The sequence below is a fragment of the Pseudomonas sp. LB3P14 genome (assembly GCF_054898045.1).
In genome coordinates this window covers 4,829,867-4,846,849 of the sequence record NZ_CM142714.1, presented here as the reverse complement: position 1 = coordinate 4,846,849, position 16,983 = coordinate 4,829,867, and the positions used below count along the sequence as shown (strand labels likewise).

The following is a 16,983-nucleotide window of genomic DNA, read 5'->3' as shown; positions in this document are numbered from 1 at the left end:
TCGTCCGAACGCGGCCCGAGCCTTCGGACGATCTTTTTGGGATCACCGAAGTGCTATGCCGACCGACTGCAAAAGATTGCCGTCCCGGTCGTGGTAATTCACGCGAATCTGCTGCGCCTCAACCACCAGATGGGCAAAGTTGTCCTCGCTGACCACCTTGCCAGTCAGTTCATGTCGATAGTCGCCCGCGACCGTTTGCGCCAGTGGCTGATCGAGAATGAAAGTGGAGGCCTTGGCATACGGCAGCAGTTTGCTGTTGCACAGCGGTGACGACACGATGGTGTGCACTTCGAAGTCCGGGTCCTCGCTGTGGGTCAGGCGACTGGTCAGGGAGCCGTGGACATCGCCCGAAATGAAGAAGACGTTCTTGAGGCGGTGTGTACGAATTGTCTCCAGCAGCCGTAGTCGTTGTTCCGGGAAGGCTTTCCAGGCGTCATCGCCTTGAGCTTTTCGGTCGGGATAGAACATCACGCTGGTGACCACGAATTTGACCTTGGCCGGGCTGTGGATCAGCCATTTGCACAACGCCTGTTCCTGCTCTTCGTCGAGAATGCGTCGGTCATCGGCCGACAGGTTGCGGCGGGTTCGGCTGTCAGTGACAAACCATTCAATATCGCCTTCAGCGAACTGATACCCATACTGTTCCAGTGTTCTGCTTATTTGTCCGTTGGCTAGAAGTTTATGAGCCGGGCTGTGGCTGGTTTGATATAACTCGTACGCCGCCATAGCGTTCTTATATAAGTAGTCATCGGCTTTACTCTCGTTGGCAGGCCAGTTGTCTTCAATTTCATGGTCGTCGAGGATCATGTAAGTCGGCACGCTGGACATCAACTTTCCGATATGAGTTTGAGAAAAAGCCGTGCGGTACTTGCTGAGTATTGCCTTGTATTCCCGGTCGGGAGCAATGACGTTCAGGTCATCGACATAGATTTGATCCCCGGTCATCAGCAGGGCGCTGATGGGCGGCTCGGCCTGCTGCGCCAAGCTCGTGATCGAGGCGAAAATCCGATCCCCCAGATGCGGTGCAGCCGGGACGCCAGCGGTCATGCGCAGGTAACGGCATGAGCCGACGATATAGGCCCGTGGAATCGTGACTTTGCTGGACTGCGTGCGAAACCGGTAGATATCCCGCGGCCATTGCAGCGGCAGCTCCTGAACCGTCTCCACGGTGTGGACCGGGCTCATGGGGCTGAACCAGCCCGCCTGATATTCGTACTCGGTATCGGTGGCCAGATCGTTGAGTGCAATGACATCGGACATGTCGCGCACGACCGTCAATTTTGCAAATACACCTTGGGACCAGCGTTCTTCGCCAATACGCCGATAACGAATACCCGCAAATACTAAAGCATTGTTTTGTAGTTCGCCGCGCAAGAAAATGCGTGTGTGATTAGTTGTGGTGTGGCCAATAATAGGGCCGACAGTCGGTTTGAACATGTTCGAATCCATTCGAAGTAATGCTAACTAAGCAAGAGAGGCTGATGATGATTTAAATCAATAATCAGTTGGACTAAGCCTAGTTACTGGTGCGCAAAAAATATCGGGTGAAAGTGGACTTGAGTTGTGGGCGACGTCAGCCACGAATGTAGGAAGAAACTTTCTTCCAAGCAAAAAAAGCCCCGCCAAACTGGCGGGGTTGAGGTACGAGCGTGGCGCTCGGAAAACGTGGAACGCGACTGGCCCTCCGGTGAAGGAGGGCCGGCCGGTGTTACAGCAGGATGGTGCGGATGTCCGCCAGCAGGTCGCTCAGACGCTTGGTGAAGCGTGCAGCAGCGGCGCCGTTGATCACACGGTGATCGTAGGACAACGACAGTGGCAGCATCAGTTTCGGCTGGAAGGCTTTGCCGTCCCAGACTGGCTGGATGGTTGCCTTGGAAACACCGAGGATCGCCACTTCCGGCGCGTTGACGATCGGCGTGAAGCCGGTGCCGCCAATGTGGCCGAGGCTGGAAATGGTGAAGCAGGCGCCTTGCATGTCGTCAGCGGTGAGCTTCTTGTCGCGGGCTTTGGCGGCCAGTACGGCGGCTTCGGCTGCCAGTTGCAACAGGCTCTTCTGGTCGACGTTCTTGATGACCGGTACCAGCAGGCCTTCAGGGGTGTCGACCGCGAAGCCGATGTTCACGTACTTCTTGCGGATGATCGCTTTACCGCTTGGTGCCAGCGAACTGTTGAAGTCCGGCAGTTCCTTGAGCAGGTGCGCGCACGACTTGAGCAGCAGCGGCAGGATGGTCAGCTTGACGCCAGCCTTCTCTGCAACGGCTTTCTGAGCGATACGGAACGCTTCCAGGTCGGTGATATCAGCCGAATCGAACTGAGTCACGTGTGGAATGTTCAGCCAGCTGCGATGCAGGCTCGACGCGCCGATTTGCATCAGGCGGGTCATCGGCACTTCTTCGGTTTCACCGAAGCGGCTGAAGTCCACGACCGGAATTGGCGGGATGCCCGCGCCGCCGGTTGCGCCGCCAGCGGCCGGTGCTTCCTTGGCCTTCTGCATCATGGCTTTGACGTAAACCTGCACGTCTTCTTTCAGCACACGACCGTGCGGGCCGCTTGGGCTGACTGCGCTCAGCTCGACGCCGAACTCGCGAGCCAGTTGGCGCACCGCAGGACCTGCGTGAACCTTGGCGCCTGGTTTAGCCGGTGCAGCAGCCGGTGCGGCCGGTGCCGGGGCAGCGGCTGCAGGAGCAGCTTCAGCCTTGGCAGCTGGCGCAGGAGCGGCGGCTGGAGCCGGGGCTGCAGCAGGCGCAACGCCTTTGACTTTCAACTTCAGGATCAGGTCGCCAGTACCGACTTCGTCATCCAGCTTGATGGAAACGCTTTCCACCACACCAGCGGCAGGCGATGGAATTTCCATGCTCGCCTTGTCGGATTCCAGGGTGATCAGCGACTGGTCGGCTTCAACGGTGTCGCCGGCCTTGACCAGCACTTCGATGATCTTGGCCTTGCCGGCCGAGCCGATGTCCGGGACGTGAATGTCCTGAACGCTGTCAGCTACCGGTGCAGCCGGTGCCGCAGCGGCTGGCGCTGGAGCAGCGGCAGCAGGTGCAGCCGCCTGAGCTGGCGCGGCCGCAGCCGGTGCCGCAGCACCTGCCACTTTCAGCGCCAGAATCAGGTCGCCGGTACCGACTTCGTCGTTGAGCTTGACGCTGATGCTTTCGACAACGCCAGCAGCGGGCGAAGGGATTTCCATGCTGGCCTTGTCGGATTCCAGGGTGATCAGCGACTGATCAGCCTCGACGGTGTCGCCGACCTTGACCTGGATCTCGATGATCTGGGCCTTGCCCGACGAACCGATGTCCGGCACGTGCACTTGTTGAGTGGTTGCAGCAGCAGGCGCGGCAGCAGGCGCAGCCGGCGCCGGGGCAGCCGCCGGTTTTGCTTCAGCTTTGGCAGCCGGCGCAGCGGCAGCCGCAGGGGCCGCAGCCGCGGCACCTTCGACTTCCAGCTCGAGCAATTCGTCGCCTTCTTTCAGGCGATCGCCCAGCTTCACTTTAATGCTTTTGACGATGCCGGCCTTAGGCGCAGGAATTTCCATGCTCGCCTTGTCCGACTCAAGCGTCAGAATGCTCTGGTCGGCTTCGATACGGTCGCCGACCTTCACAAATAGTTCGATTACTTCACCTTCACCGCTGCCGATGTCAGGTACGCGAATGAGTTCGCTCACAGAGTGTCTCCTCAGCAGTCCAGTGGGTTGCGTTTTTCCGGGTTGATCCCGAACTTGGCGATGGCTTCAGACACCACCTTAGGTTCGATATCACCACGGTCAGCCAAGGCTTCCAGGGCTGCCAACACCACGAAATGACGGTCGACTTCGAAGAAGTGACGCAGCTTCTTACGGCTGTCACTGCGGCCGAAACCGTCGGTGCCCAGGACTTTGAATTCCTTGGACGGTACCCACTGACGAATTTGCTCAGCGAACAGCTTCATATAGTCGGTAGAGGCGATGACCGGACCCTGACGGCCGTTCAGGCACTCTTCGACATAACTCAATTTAGGCTTCTGGCCCGGGTGCAGACGGTTGGTGCGCTCTACGGCCAGGCCGTCGCGACGCAGTTCGTTGAAGCTGGTAACGCTCCAGACATCAGCGCCGACGTTGAACTGTTCACGCAGGATCTTCGCCGCTTCGCGCACTTCACGCAGGATGGTGCCGGAGCCCATCAGCTGAACGTGATGCGCCGCTTCGCGGGTGTCTTCCTCGAGCAGGTACATGCCCTTGATGATGCCTTCCTCGACACCGGCCGGCATGGCTGGCTGCTGGTAGGACTCGTTCATCACGGTGATGTAGTAGAAAACGTCCTGTTGCTCTTCGGTCATCTTCTTCATGCCGTCCTGAATGATCACCGCCAGCTCGTAGCCGTAGGTTGGATCAAAGGTGCGGCAGTTCGGGATGGTGCCAGCCAGGATGTGGCTGTGACCGTCTTCGTGTTGCAGGCCTTCGCCGTTCAGCGTAGTCCGGCCGGCGGTGCCGCCGATCAGGAAGCCACGGGTGCGGCTGTCGCCGGCAGCCCAGGCGAGGTCGCCGATACGCTGGAAGCCGAACATCGAGTAGAAGATGTAGAACGGCAGCATTGGCTGGTTGTGGCTGGAGTACGAAGTACCGGCAGCGATGAAGGAGCTCATGGCGCCCGCTTCGTTGATGCCTTCTTCGAGGATCTGGCCCTTCTTGTCTTCGCGGTAGAACATCACCTGGTCTTTATCGACTGGCTCGTAGAGCTGGCCGACGGACGAGTAGATGCCCAACTGACGGAACATGCCTTCCATACCGAAGGTACGGGCTTCGTCCGGGATGATCGGGACGATGCGTGGACCGATTTCCTTGTCCTTGACCAGTTGCGCGAGGATCCGCACGAAGGCCATGGTGGTGGAAATTTCACGGTCGCCCGAGCCGTCCAGGATCGCCTTGAGGGTATCGAGTGACGGGGTCGGTACGCTGAAGCTTTGAGCGCGGCGCTGTGGCACGAAACCGCCCAGTGCAGTGCGACGCTCGCTCAGGTAGCGGGCTTCGGCGCTGTTGGGTTCTGGTTTGAAGAACGGCAGGTTTTCCAGTTCCGAGTCTTTGACCGGAATGTCGAAACGATCGCGGAACAGCTTTAGGCTTTCAACATCAACTTTCTTGGTGTTGTGCGCGGTGTTCTTCGCTTCGCCGGCACCGGTGCCATAACCTTTGATGGTCTTGGCCAGGATGACGGTCGGTTGTTCTTTGTGGTTGACCGCTTCGTGGTACGCCGCGTAGACCTTGTACGGGTCGTGACCGCCACGGTTGAGTTTCCAGATCTCGTCGTCGGACAAGTCTTCAACCATCGCCTTGAGTTCTGGCGAGTTGAAGAAGTGTTCACGTACGAACGCGCCGTCTTTGGCTTTGTAGTTCTGGTACTCGCCGTCGATGACTTCGTCCATGCGGCGTTGCAGGATACCGTCGACGTCTTTGGCCAACAGTGGGTCCCAGAAACGGCCCCAAATAACTTTGGTCACGTTCCACTGAGCACCGCGGAACACGCCTTCGAGTTCCTGGATGATCTTGCCGTTGCCGCGGACCGGGCCGTCGAGGCGCTGCAGGTTGCAGTTGATGACGAAGATCAGGTTGTCGAGTTTCTCGCGGCCAGCCAGCGAGATCGCGCCCAGGGATTCCGGCTCGTCGCACTCGCCGTCGCCCAGGAAGCACCAGACTTTTTGCTTGCCTTCCGGAATGAAACCACGGGCTTCCAGGTACTTCATGAAGCGTGCCTGGTAGATCGCCTGGATCGGGCCCAGACCCATGGATACGGTCGGGAACTGCCAGAAATCAGGCATTAGCCACGGGTGCGGATAGGACGACAAGCCCTGGCCGTCGACTTCCTGGCGGAAGTTGTTCATCTGGTCTTCGGTGATGCGGCCTTCCATGAACGCACGGGCATAAACGCCTGGCGAGGTGTGACCCTGGAAGTAGATCAGGTCGCCGCCGTGTTCATCGGTCGGGGCCTGGAAGAAATAGTTGAAGCCGATGTCGTACAAGGTTGCACTGGAGGCGAAGCTGGAGATGTGACCGCCCAGGTCAGAATCTTTCAGGTTCGTACGCATCACCATGGCCATCGCGTTCCAGCGTACCAACGAGCGAATGCGGCGTTCCATGAACAGGTCGCCAGGCATGCGTGCTTCGTGGGTAACGGGAATCGTGTTGCGGTACGGCGTGGTGATGGCGTAAGGCAATTGCGAACCGCTGCGGGTTGCGAGTTCGCCCATACGGGTCATCAGATAGTGAGCGCGGTCTTCGCCTTCTTTGTCGAGAACCGATTCCAGGGCGTCCAGCCATTCCTGGGTTTCGACGGGATCGAGGTCTTGCATGGCTTGCTCCAGGGCGGAAAGGCTTCCAGAATCGGTTGCCTGAGTTTGCGACTGGCCTTGTGGGCAGACGATATAAATTCTTGGATTGCCGAGAGGTTGTTCCGGCGGCGTGTAGTTTTACTACAAATCATCGGGCATTTCAGCCTTTCGAATGTATAGACGAGTAGTAAAACTACAGATGAGCGGCTTGTGGCCTCCAGCTGCGTTGTGAGAATAATCGTTAAGGTTGGTCTTTTTCCAATCAGAAAAGGTGAAAGCTTGATGCTGTCTGCCAAAAACAAAGAAATTTCAGCTATTTCTAACCTTTGTTCGACAGTCGATCACGTAGTGCATTCTAGCGAATCACTACATGCAGCCCTCTACACGCCGATCAAGGATAGACCATGAGCCTCCCTTCGCTTGCCGAGCTGCCCGGCATTCTCCTGCCGTTTGTCACCCGCGCCGAGCAGTCGTTCCGTACGGCCGTCGCCGGGTTGGACGACGACCATAGTCTGTCTCGCTGGACGCCTGATCGTTGGGCGCAATTCGCCCGTGTCACCGCTGCCAGCGATTTCGTGATCGAGCAGAGCGTGCGTGATCCGTTGATGTTGCTGGAACTGGTGCAGTCCGGTGAGCTGGATCGAAGTTTTGCTCCCGGCGAGCTGTGCGCACAGATTGCGGCGGCTGTGAATGCGGCGGAAACCGAAGATGGCCTGGGTCGCGCCCTGCGTCGTCAACGTACCCGTCATCAAGTGCGGATCATCTGGCGCGACCTGACGCGTCAGTGCGATCTGATCCAGACCTGCCGCGACCTCTCGGACATGGCCGATGCCAGCATCGATCAGGCCTATCAGTGGTTGTACACGCGGCATTGCCAGCAGTTCGGCGTGCCTACCGGTCGGCGCAGCGGCGAGCCGCAGCAAATGGTCATCCTGGGCATGGGCAAGCTCGGCGCGGTGGAGCTCAACCTGTCGTCAGACATCGACCTGATCTTCGCCTATCCCGAAGGCGGCGAAACCGTTGGCGTGAAACGCTCGCTGGATAACCAGGAATTTTTTATTCGTCTCGGTCAGCGCCTGATCAAGGCGTTGGACCCGATGACCGTCGACGGTTTTGTATTTCGCGTCGACATGCGCCTGCGGCCTTATGGTTCGGCCGGCGCATTGGTGTTGAGCTTCAACGCGCTGGAGCAGTATTACCAGGATCAGGGTCGCGACTGGGAACGCTACGCGATGATCAAGTCGCGGGTGGTGGCCGGCGATCAAGTGGCTGGCGCGCAATTGCAAGACATGCTGCGGCCGTTCGTTTACCGGCGTTACCTCGACTTCTCGGCGATCGAAGCGCTGCGCACCATGAAGCAACTGATTCAGCAGGAAGTCCGGCGCAAGGGCATGGCCGACAACATCAAGCTCGGCTCCGGTGGCATTCGTGAAGTCGAGTTTATCGCCCAGGCATTCCAGCTGATTCACGGCGGTCGCGACCTGAGCCTGCAGCAACGTCCTCTACTAAAAGTACTGCGCACGCTGGAAGGTCAGGGTTACCTGCCGCCGGCGGTGATCAGCGAATTGCGCGAAGGCTACGAATTCCTGCGTTACACCGAACATGCGATCCAGGCGATTGCCGACCGCCAGACCCAGATGCTGCCGCACGGTGCGCAGGATCAGGCGCGCATCGCCTTTATGTTGGGTTTCGCCGATTGGGCGGCCTTCCATGAGCAGCTTATGTATTGGCGTGGTCGTGTGGCGTGGCACTTCGGCCAAGTGATCGCCGATCCCGACGAAGAGCAAGGCACCGAGAGCGAAGTGGTAGTCGGCGGTGAATGGCTGCCACTGTGGGAAGAGGCTCAGGATGAAGAGGCTGCTTGCCGCCAGTTGGAGGAGGGCGGTTTCGCCGATGCCAGCAAGGCGCTGAAAGCCTTGGCCGGCTTGCGCAGCAGTCCACAATTGCGAGCGATGCAGCGGCTGGGGCGTGAACGCCTCGATGCCTTTATTCCACGATTGCTGGCTCAGGCGGTGGAGCACGCCAATCCGGATCTGGTGTTGGAGCGGGTACTGCCACTGGTGGAAGCCGTGGCCCGTCGTTCCGCGTATCTGGTGTTGCTGACCGAGAACCCCGGCGCGCTGCGACGCTTGTTGACCCTGTGCGCCGCGAGCCCGTGGATCGCCGAACAGATCACTCGCTTCCCGTTGCTGCTCGACGAATTACTCAATGAAGGTCGTCTGTTCAAGCCACCGCTGGCGCCGGAACTGGCCGCGGAGTTGCGCGAGCGTTTGACGCGGATTCCCGAAGACGACCTCGAACAACAGATGGAAGCCCTGCGGCATTTCAAGCTGGCGCACCGCTTGCGGGTCGCCGCTTCGGAAATCGCCGGCAGCCTGCCGTTGATGAAGGTCAGTGATTACCTGACCTGGCTCGCCGAAGCGATTCTCGAACAAGTGCTGGCCCTGGCCTGGCGCCAGACCGTGGCCAAATACGGCACGCCGCTGCGTACCGACGGCACCTTGTGCGACCCCGGCTTCATCATTGTCGGTTACGGGAAAGTTGGCGGTCTGGAACTGGGGCATGGTTCGGACCTGGACCTGGTGTTCATCCACGATGGTGATCCGCAGGCAGAAACCGACGGGCCGAAGCCTATCGATGGCGCGCAATTCTTCACCCGCCTGGGGCAGCGGATCATTCACTTGCTGACGGCCCAGACCAACTCCGGTCAGCTGTATGAAGTGGACATGCGCCTGCGGCCGTCCGGTGCGTCGGGGTTGCTGGTGAGTTCGCTCGGGGCGTTTGCCCGGTATCAGGAAAACGAAGCCTGGACCTGGGAACATCAGGCGCTGGTGCGGGCGCGGGTGTTGGTGGGCAGTCCGGACGTCGGCCAGGCGTTCGAGAAAGTCCGTGCGGCGGTATTGGGCAAGCCGCGGGATCTTGCGACCTTGCGCCAGGAGGTCAGCGAGATGCGCGCCAAAATGCGCGATAACCTTGGCAGCAAGAGCACCGCGGCCGGCACCGCGGCAAATGCCTTCGAGGCCACGGTGCCGTTCGATCTCAAGCAGGACGCCGGAGGTATCGTCGATATTGAATTTATGGTGCAATACGCGGCCCTGGCGTGGTCCGAAACGCATCCGCCATTGCTGCGCTGGACTGACAATATCCGCATTCTGGAAGGGCTGGAGGAGGAAGGGCTGATGTCCGCCGAAAACGCCAGCCTGTTGCGCGAGGCCTATAAAGCCTATCGCTCCGCCGCTCACCGGCAGGCCTTGCAGAAGGACGCCGGAGTGATACCGGGCGACCAGTTTGTGGACGAACGGCGGCAAGTAGTGCGGATCTGGCGCGAGCTGGGGCTAAGCTGAAACCGGATATTTGAAACACCCAATACCCATGTGGGAGCGAGCTTGCTCGCGATGAGGCCGTCACATACAACATTTATGCTGACTGTCACGCCGCCATCGTCGGAACGCCGCCCGGAGCAAGCTCGCTCCCACAGTAGATCTGCAGTGTTTTGTAGAATTCTCGAGGCGGGGAGGCGTATGCCTCCCCGGTTCGTTTTTGGAAACCACATGAAAATTCTGATCGTTGGGCCCAGTTGGGTCGGTGACATGGTGATGGCGCAGACACTTTTTCAGTGTCTCAAGCAGCGCCACCCGCACTGCGAAATCGACGTGCTGGCCCCCGAGTGGAGCCGGCCGATTCTTGAGCGCATGCCCGAAGTCCGCCAGGCCTTGAGCTTTCCGCTCGGTCACGGTGTTTTGGAGCTGGCGACGCGTCGGCGTATCGGCAAATCCCTGGCCGGCCAGTACGACCAGGCGATCCTGCTGCCCAATTCCCTGAAGTCGGCATTGGTGCCGTTCTTCGCCGGCATCCCGAAGCGCACCGGCTGGCGTGGCGAATTTCGCTACGGCCTGCTCAATGACGTACGCACGCTGGATAAAGAACGTTATCCGCTAATGATCGAGCGCTTCATGGCCCTGGCCTATGAGCCCGGTGCCGAACTGCCGACACCTTATCCACGGCCGAGCCTGCAGATCGACCCGGTCACTCGGGAGGCGGCAATGGCCAAGTTCGGCCTGGCCCTCGACCGCCCGGTGTTGGTGCTGTGCCCCGGTGCCGAGTTTGGCGAGTCCAAGCGCTGGCCGTCCGAGCACTACGCCAAAGTTGCCGAAGCGAAGATCCGCGAAGGCTGGCAAGTCTGGCTGTTCGGCTCGAAAAACGATCACGCGGTCGGCGAAGACATCCGTTCGCGGCTGATTCCCGGTTTGCGTGAAGAGTCGGTGAACCTCAGCGGCGGCACCTCCCTGGCCGAAGCCATCGACCTGATGTCCTGCGCCGACGCGGTGGTGTCCAACGACTCTGGCCTGATGCACGTCGCCGCCGCGCTGAATCGCCCGTTGGTGGCGGTCTACGGCTCGACTTCACCAGGTTTCACGCCGCCACTGGCCGAGCACGTCGAGATCGTGCGCCTGGGCATCGAATGCAGTCCGTGCTTCGACCGCACGTGCCGCTTCGGTCATTACAACTGCCTGCGTCAGCTCATGCCGCAAGCGGTGAACGAAGCCTTGCAGCGTTTGCAGGGCACTGTGGTCGAGGTCAAATAGTTTGCGGGTACTGCTGATCAAGACTTCTTCGCTGGGCGACGTGATTCACGCGTTGCCGGCGCTGACCGACGCGGCGCGGGCGATCCCCGGCATCACGTTCGACTGGGTGGTGGAAGAAGGCTTCGCCGAAATCCCGACCTGGCACCCAGCCGTGGGCAAGGTGATTCCCGTGGCGATTCGTCGCTGGCGCAAAAACATCTGGCAGACCCTCAAGAGTGGTGAGTGGAAGCGCTTCAAGCAAAGCGTTCGCGCCAACAAATATGATTTGGTGATCGATGCCCAGGGCCTGCTGAAAAGTGCGTTGCTGACCCGATATGCCAAAGCCCCAGTGGCCGGGCTGGATAAAAACTCGGCCCGTGAGCCGATTGCCGCACGCTTTTATTCCCGGCGTCTGGCCGTGGCCCGTGGGCAACACGCGGTGGAACGGGTGCGTCAGCTGTTTGCGGTGGCGTTGGGGTACGACCTGCCCAAAGGCTTGGGCGATTACGGCCTGAATGTCGAACGACTGGTGGAATTGCCGCGCAAGAATCCTTACGTGGTGTTCCTGCACGGCACCACGTGGGACACCAAACACTGGCCTGAAGCCTACTGGCGCGAGTTGGCCGAGCGCGTCGGCTATCTCGGTGTCGGGGTGAAGCTGCCGTGGGGTAATCCGATCGAGAAAGCCCGAGCCGAACGCATCGCCAAAGACATGAAACACGTCGAAGTGCTGCCCAAGCTGAACCTGGCCGGTGTCGGCAAAGTACTGGCCGGCGCGCAAGCCTGCGTGGCGGTGGACACCGGTCTCGGTCATCTCGCCGCCGCACTGGACGTGCCGACCCTGTCGCTGTTCGGCCCGACCAACCCGGGCCTGACGGGTGCCTACGGCAAGTCGCAGATTCACATGGCCAGCGACTTCCCTTGCGCGCCGTGCCTGCAAAAGAAATGCACCTATCAACCGACGGCCCAAGATGCCCGTCAGTTTGACCTGAAACGCGAGTGGCCCCTGTGCTTCACGCGTCTGAATCCCGAGCGTGTCGCCAGCCGACTGAGCACGTTGTTACTGGCTGAGGAGCTGCGCTGATGCAATTGGCATTTGTCCTGTACAAGTACTTTCCCTTTGGTGGCTTGCAGCGCGATTTCATGCGCATTGCCCTTGAGTGCCAGCAGCGCGGCCACCAGATTCGGGTCTACACGCTGATCTGGGAAGGCGACATTCCACCCGGCTTCGAAGTGTTGGTGGCGCCGGTCAAAGCGTTCTTCAATCATCGACGCAACGAGAAACTCAGCGAATGGATGGAGGCGGATCTGGCCAAGCGTCCGGTGGACCGTTTGATCGGCTTCAACAAGATGCCGGGTCTGGACGTCTACTACGCTGCCGACGGTTGCTTCGAAGACAAGGCGCAAAACCTGCGTAACTCGCTGTACCGTCGCTGGGGTCGCTACCGGCACTTCGCGGAGTACGAGCGCGCCGTGTTCGCCAAGGATGCCAAGACCGAAGTGCTGATGATTTCCGAAGTCCAGCAGCCGCTGTTCATCAAGCATTACGACACGCCGCTTGAACGCTTCCATTTGCTGCCGCCCGGTATCTCTCAAGACCGTCGCGCGCCGGCCAATGCCGCCGAGATCCGTGCCGAATTTCGTCGCGAATTCAACCTGAAAGACGATGACCTGCTGCTGGTGCAAATTGGCTCCGGGTTCAAGACCAAAGGCGTGGATCGCAGCCTCAAGGCGCTGGCCGCATTGCCCGCCGATCTGAAGAAACGCACCCGGCTGTTTGTAATTGGCCAGGACGACCCCAAATTATTCCAGATGCAGAGCGCCACATTGGGGCTCGGCGATAACGTGACGTTCCTCAAGGGGCGCAGCGACATCCCGCGTTTTCTGCTCGGCGCCGATCTGTTGATTCACCCGGCGTACAACGAAAACACCGGGACCGTGTTGCTCGAAGCCCTGGTGGCCGGCCTGCCGGTGCTGGTGAGCGCGGTCTGTGGTTACGCCCATTACATCGCCGAGGCCGACGCCGGTCTGGTGCTGGACGAACCTTTCGATCAGGCGCAACTGACTCAGTACCTGACCGGCATGTTGAACGACGCTCAAGCACGGGCGGCCTGGAGCCGCAACGGTCTGGCCTTCGCCGAGACGGCCGACCTCTATAGCATGCCGCAGCACGCGGCCGATGTGATTCTGGCGGAGCACGCTTAATGAAGTTGATGCTGGCTGAACCGTTCAAGAGCCTCTGGGCCGGGCGCGACCCGTTCGCCGAAGTCGAGGGTCTCCAGGGCGAGGTATACCGTGAACTTGAGGCGCGCCGGACCCTGCGGACCGAAGTCAATGGCAATGGCTTTTTCGTGAAGATCCACCGTGGCATTGGCTGGGGCGAGATCTTCAAGAACCTGCTCACTGCCAAGCTGCCGGTGCTCGGTGCCGGTCAGGAATGGAAAGCCATTCAGCGCCTGCAAGAAGTCGGCGTCCCGACCATGACCGCCGTGGCTTACGGCGAGAAGGGCAGCAACCCGGCAGACCAGCATTCGTTCATCGTCACCGAAGAGCTGGCGCCCACTGTCAGCCTCGAAGACTTCAGCATCGACTGGGTCAAGCAGCCGCCCGAGCCAAAACTCAAGCGTGCACTGATCGCCGAGGTCGCGCGCATGACCGGCATGATGCACCGCGCCGGAGTCAATCATCGCGACTGCTACATCTGTCACTTTCTGCTGCACACCGACAAACCGGTGACGGCCGACGATTTCAAGCTCTCGGTGATCGACCTGCACCGCGCCCATACCCGTCCGGCGATCACTCAGCGCTGGCGCAACAAGGACCTGGCGGCGCTGTACTTTTCGGCCCTGGACATTGGCTTGACCCGGCGTGACAAACTGCGTTTCCTCAAGGGTTATTTCCAGCAGCCCCTGCGCCAGATCCTGGGCGAAGAAGCCGGGTTGCTTGCCTGGCTGGAAGGCAAGGCCAACAAACTCTACGACCGTAAACAGCGATACGGGGATGCGCTCTGATGGCAGGTTGGAAACTGGAACCTGCGTACAGCGATCTGGCAGAAGATTTCGGCAGTCTTGAGGCTGTGTTTGCGCTTCAGGGCGAGCGCCTGACCCGCGACCTGTTATCCGAGGTCATTCGCGTCCAGCGCAATGGCGTCAACTATTACGTCAAACGCTACGTGGGTGCCGGCAAAGGTCTGCGCCGTTACTTGGGCAAACCCCGGGTGAAAATGGAGTGGCAGAACCTCAAGCGCTTCGCCAAGTGGGGCATTCCCACTGCCGAAGTGGTGGCCTGGGGCTTGGAGCGTCGCGGTGCGGCATACGATCGTGGGGCGATGATCACCCGTGAGCTGCCGCATACCGAAGACTTGTCGGCCCTGGCCGAGCGGCATGATCCGAAGCTGGCGGACCGCGCCTGGGTCGACAACGTCAGCCGGCAGCTGGCGGGTTATACCCGAACCATGCACGACCATCGTTTCACCCATAACGATTTGAAGTGGCGCAACCTGCTGGTCGACGATGAGCCCCGGCTGTTTCTGATCGACTGCCCCAATGGTGATTTCTGGCGCGGCTTCTGGCTCAAGTACCGGATCACCAAGGACCTGGCGTGTCTGGACAAGGTCGCCAAGTATCACTTGTCGGCCACCCAGCGCCTGCGCTTTTACCTGCAATACCGCCAGCGTGATCGGCTGAATGCCGCCGACAAAAAACGGATCCGGCACGTGGTGAGATTTTTCGAGGGACGCGAATGACTGATTTTCTGGCCGCTGAAGACCGTGCACTGCTTGAGCGTCACGGCCTCGGCACTTTCGACGCACTCTGGGCCAAGCAGCTCGACGCTGTGGACGAACCCAACACCGCTCGCGGTGGCTGGAGCAGCGTGTTTCGGCTGGATCTGGAAGGTCATGGCTACTACCTCAAACGCCAGAGCAACTACCAGATGCGCACTTTGCATGCGCCCTTTGGCGAGCCGAGCTTTGCCCGTGAATTTCGCAATATCAGTCGCTATGAGCGATTCGGAATTCCAGCGTTGAAAGCGGCGTTCTTCGGTGAGCGCAAGGTCGACGGCGAGGTTCGGGCGATTCTGCTGACCCGTGCCCTGGACGGTTGGGATGACCTGGATTCGCTGTTGCAGCGCTGGTCGGACCTGAGTTCGGCGCAGCATTCGGCGATTATGAAGGCCTGTGGGCAATTGGCTCGGCGCCTGCACGGCGCGCGTCAGGTTCACGGTTGCTTCTACCCCAAACACATTTTTCTCCAGGCTACCGGCGACGGTTACCTGGCCCAGCTGATCGACCTGGAAAAGACCCGGCCGTTGCTGTTTGGTCTGCGTGACCGGGCGAAAGATCTGGAACCGTTGCTGCGTCGGGCGCCTGAGTGGAGCGAAGCGCAGTTGCGCGAGCTGCTGGCTGCCTATCTGGATCAATCCCAGGACAGCTCGTTGATCGACAGCTGGCTGGCGCGACTGACTGCGCGGCGCACTCACAAGGAGACGCGCTGATGCGTTTGTCCGAGCTGAAAAACGCTGGCCGCAGCCCCAGCCTGCCGCTGAACATTTCACTGGCCGATGCGGCCGGCCCTGCCGAGTTGCAGTTGCTGACTCTGTTGCGAGTGTTGCCGGGGCAGCGTTATGTCGGTGCCGGCGTCTGGCGTGGGCGGCCGGTGCTGGCCAAGTTGTTGGTCGGCAGCAAAGCGGCGCGGCATTTCCAGCGTGAGCAGAACGGCGTGCGGTTGCTTGCGGCTCAGGGGTTGACCACGCCGTTGCTGCTGGCTGATGGCCTGAAGGACGGCGAGGGCGGTTGGCTGCTGTTCGATTTCCTTGAAGGCGCCGAAAGCCTTGGGGATGCCTGGGAGCAGGTCGAACACCTGCCGATGCTGGCGGATGAGCAGTCGGCGGTATTGGCCGATGCGCTGGGTGCGATTGGTCAATTGCACCGCAAGGGCCTGTGGCAGGAAGACCTGCACCTGGACAACCTGCTGCGCCAGGGCGGTCGGCTGTATTTGATCGACGGTGCCGGGATCTGTGCAGAAACGCCTGGCCAGCCGCTGTCTCGACAGAAAGTCCTGGAGAATCTCGGGGTGTTTTTCGCCCAGTTGCCCAAGACGCTGGAACCCTATACCGAAGAATTGCTGGTGTATTACCTGTTGAGCAACGGCGAGCATGCCTTGCCCATGGAAGCGTTGCAGAAGCAGATCAACAAGGTCCGCAGCTGGCGCCTCAAAGACTTCCTGATCAAGGTCGGCCGCGAATGCACGCTGTTCAGTGTCCAGCGCGGAGCATTCGGATTACGGGCGATTCGCCGCGAGGAAGAAGCGGCGATGCTGCCGGTGCTGGAGCAGGCCGATGCATTGCTCGATCAGGGCCATCTGTACAAGACCGGCGGCGCGGCGAGCGTCGGCAAGGTCGAGGTGGCCGGTCGTACGCTGGTGATCAAACGCTACAACATCAAGGGTTTTGCCCACTGGCTCAAACGCTTCTGGCGTCCGAGCCGTGCCTGGCATTCCTGGCGCGAAGGCAATCGCCTGGCGTTTCTCGGCATCGCCACACCCAAGCCGTTGGCGTTGCTGGAGAAGCGTTTTCTCTGGTTGCGCAGTCGGGCTTATCTGGTGACCGAGTATTTACCGGGGCCGGATATCATCGAGCGGTTTGCACCTTATGTTGAAAGCGGTGAGGCGCCTGAAGCTGAGTTGTTGGCGCTGGATCATCTGTTTGCCGAGCTGATACTTGAGCGGATCAGTCATGGGGATTTCAAGGGGCATAACCTGTTCTGGCAGCAAGATCGCTGGGCGCTGATTGATCTGGATTCGATGTGTCAGCATGCCTCGGTGAACAGCTTCGCCCCGGCCTATGCGCGGGATCGGGCGCGGTTCATGCGTAATTGGCCTGAGAGCAGTGCGCTGTATCAGGTCATTGATCAGCGTTTGCCCAAAGATATCTCTAGCGCTGCTTGAATCCCTTCGCGAGCAGGCTCGCTCCCACATTGGTTCTCCGTTGCGACACAGATCCCCTGTGGGAGCGAGCCTGCTCGCGAAGGGGCCGGAACAGCCACCCGAGATTAGGGACACGTTCTTATGAAATGTCCTACGTGATCTGAGGAGGCCATGAACTGTGCCCTGAATAGCCA

General features: G+C 60.0%; 11 protein-coding genes. 8 read left to right on the top strand and 3 right to left on the bottom strand.

Annotated features, from left to right (window positions below; all coding sequences use genetic code 11):
- Nucleotides 1-42: 42 nt before the first annotated feature.
- The 3 genes from ACYZT5_RS22170 to aceE form a co-directional block, all read right to left on the bottom strand.
- The gene (locus ACYZT5_RS22170) at nucleotides 43-1,437 is read right to left on the bottom strand and encodes an alkaline phosphatase D family protein (RefSeq protein WP_462047416.1); all 1,395 of its coding nucleotides are present in this window, start codon (nucleotides 1,435-1,437) and stop codon (nucleotides 43-45) included.
- A gap of 271 nt (nucleotides 1,438-1,708) precedes the next feature.
- Nucleotides 1,709-3,664 (bottom strand): dihydrolipoyllysine-residue acetyltransferase, encoded by a 1,956-nt coding sequence (gene aceF, locus ACYZT5_RS22165; RefSeq protein ID WP_462047415.1) that lies wholly within the window; start codon nucleotides 3,662-3,664, stop codon nucleotides 1,709-1,711.
- A gap of 11 nt (nucleotides 3,665-3,675) precedes the next feature.
- Complete coding sequence (gene aceE, locus ACYZT5_RS22160; protein ID WP_462047414.1) at nucleotides 3,676-6,321, bottom strand: pyruvate dehydrogenase (acetyl-transferring), homodimeric type; 2,646 nt, start codon at nucleotides 6,319-6,321, stop codon at nucleotides 3,676-3,678.
- A gap of 383 nt (nucleotides 6,322-6,704) precedes the next feature.
- Between aceE and glnE the strand changes: the two genes are divergently transcribed.
- From glnE to ACYZT5_RS22120, 8 genes are all read left to right on the top strand, one after another.
- Nucleotides 6,705-9,644 carry a bifunctional [glutamate--ammonia ligase]-adenylyl-L-tyrosine phosphorylase/[glutamate--ammonia-ligase] adenylyltransferase gene (glnE, locus tag ACYZT5_RS22155; protein ID WP_462047413.1) on the top strand — a complete coding sequence of 980 codons (2,940 nt, stop codon included), beginning with the start codon at nucleotides 6,705-6,707 and terminating at the stop codon, nucleotides 9,642-9,644.
- A gap of 207 nt (nucleotides 9,645-9,851) precedes the next feature.
- Nucleotides 9,852-10,886: a lipopolysaccharide heptosyltransferase II gene (gene waaF, locus ACYZT5_RS22150; RefSeq protein WP_462047412.1), complete on the top strand. Its 1,035-nt coding sequence runs from the start codon at nucleotides 9,852-9,854 to the stop codon at nucleotides 10,884-10,886.
- 1 nt (nucleotide 10,887) lies between these two features.
- Nucleotides 10,888-11,949 (top strand): lipopolysaccharide heptosyltransferase I, encoded by a 1,062-nt coding sequence (gene waaC / locus ACYZT5_RS22145; RefSeq protein ID WP_462047411.1) that lies wholly within the window; start codon nucleotides 10,888-10,890, stop codon nucleotides 11,947-11,949.
- Complete coding sequence (locus ACYZT5_RS22140) at nucleotides 11,949-13,070, top strand: glycosyltransferase family 4 protein (RefSeq protein ID WP_223432815.1); 1,122 nt, start codon at nucleotides 11,949-11,951, stop codon at nucleotides 13,068-13,070. Before waaC ends, ACYZT5_RS22140 begins: the two co-directional genes overlap by 1 nt.
- Nucleotides 13,070-13,876: a lipopolysaccharide core heptose(I) kinase RfaP gene (gene rfaP, locus ACYZT5_RS22135; protein ID WP_462047410.1), complete on the top strand. Its 807-nt coding sequence runs from the start codon at nucleotides 13,070-13,072 to the stop codon at nucleotides 13,874-13,876. Before ACYZT5_RS22140 ends, rfaP begins: the two co-directional genes overlap by 1 nt.
- Entirely contained in the window at nucleotides 13,876-14,610 is a 735-nt protein-coding gene (locus ACYZT5_RS22130) for a lipopolysaccharide kinase InaA family protein (protein WP_462047409.1), read from the top strand. The genes rfaP and ACYZT5_RS22130 overlap by 1 nt, the downstream gene beginning before the upstream one ends.
- Nucleotides 14,607-15,359 (top strand): lipopolysaccharide kinase InaA family protein, encoded by a 753-nt coding sequence (locus ACYZT5_RS22125; RefSeq protein WP_462047408.1) that lies wholly within the window; start codon nucleotides 14,607-14,609, stop codon nucleotides 15,357-15,359. The genes ACYZT5_RS22130 and ACYZT5_RS22125 overlap by 4 nt, the downstream gene beginning before the upstream one ends.
- Nucleotides 15,359-16,810: a lipopolysaccharide kinase InaA family protein gene (locus tag ACYZT5_RS22120; RefSeq protein WP_462047407.1), complete on the top strand. Its 1,452-nt coding sequence runs from the start codon at nucleotides 15,359-15,361 to the stop codon at nucleotides 16,808-16,810. The genes ACYZT5_RS22125 and ACYZT5_RS22120 overlap by 1 nt, the downstream gene beginning before the upstream one ends.
- The last annotated feature ends 173 nt before the right edge of the window (nucleotides 16,811-16,983 follow it).

Coding starts and splice junctions, on each gene's coding strand:
- ACYZT5_RS22120 (WP_462047407.1), top strand. CDS start 15,359: ATGCGTTTGTCCGAGCTGAAAAACGCTGGCCGCAGCCCCAGCCTGCCG.
- glnE (WP_462047413.1), top strand. CDS start 6,705: ATGAGCCTCCCTTCGCTTGCCGAGCTGCCCGGCATTCTCCTGCCGTTT.
- waaF (WP_462047412.1), top strand. CDS start 9,852: ATGAAAATTCTGATCGTTGGGCCCAGTTGGGTCGGTGACATGGTGATG.
- ACYZT5_RS22170 (WP_462047416.1), bottom strand. CDS start 1,437: ATGTTCAAACCGACTGTCGGCCCTATTATTGGCCACACCACAACTAAT.
- ACYZT5_RS22125 (WP_462047408.1), top strand. CDS start 14,607: ATGACTGATTTTCTGGCCGCTGAAGACCGTGCACTGCTTGAGCGTCAC.
- rfaP (WP_462047410.1), top strand. CDS start 13,070: ATGAAGTTGATGCTGGCTGAACCGTTCAAGAGCCTCTGGGCCGGGCGC.
- ACYZT5_RS22130 (WP_462047409.1), top strand. CDS start 13,876: ATGGCAGGTTGGAAACTGGAACCTGCGTACAGCGATCTGGCAGAAGAT.
- aceE (WP_462047414.1), bottom strand. CDS start 6,321: ATGCAAGACCTCGATCCCGTCGAAACCCAGGAATGGCTGGACGCCCTG.
- ACYZT5_RS22140 (WP_223432815.1), top strand. CDS start 11,949: ATGCAATTGGCATTTGTCCTGTACAAGTACTTTCCCTTTGGTGGCTTG.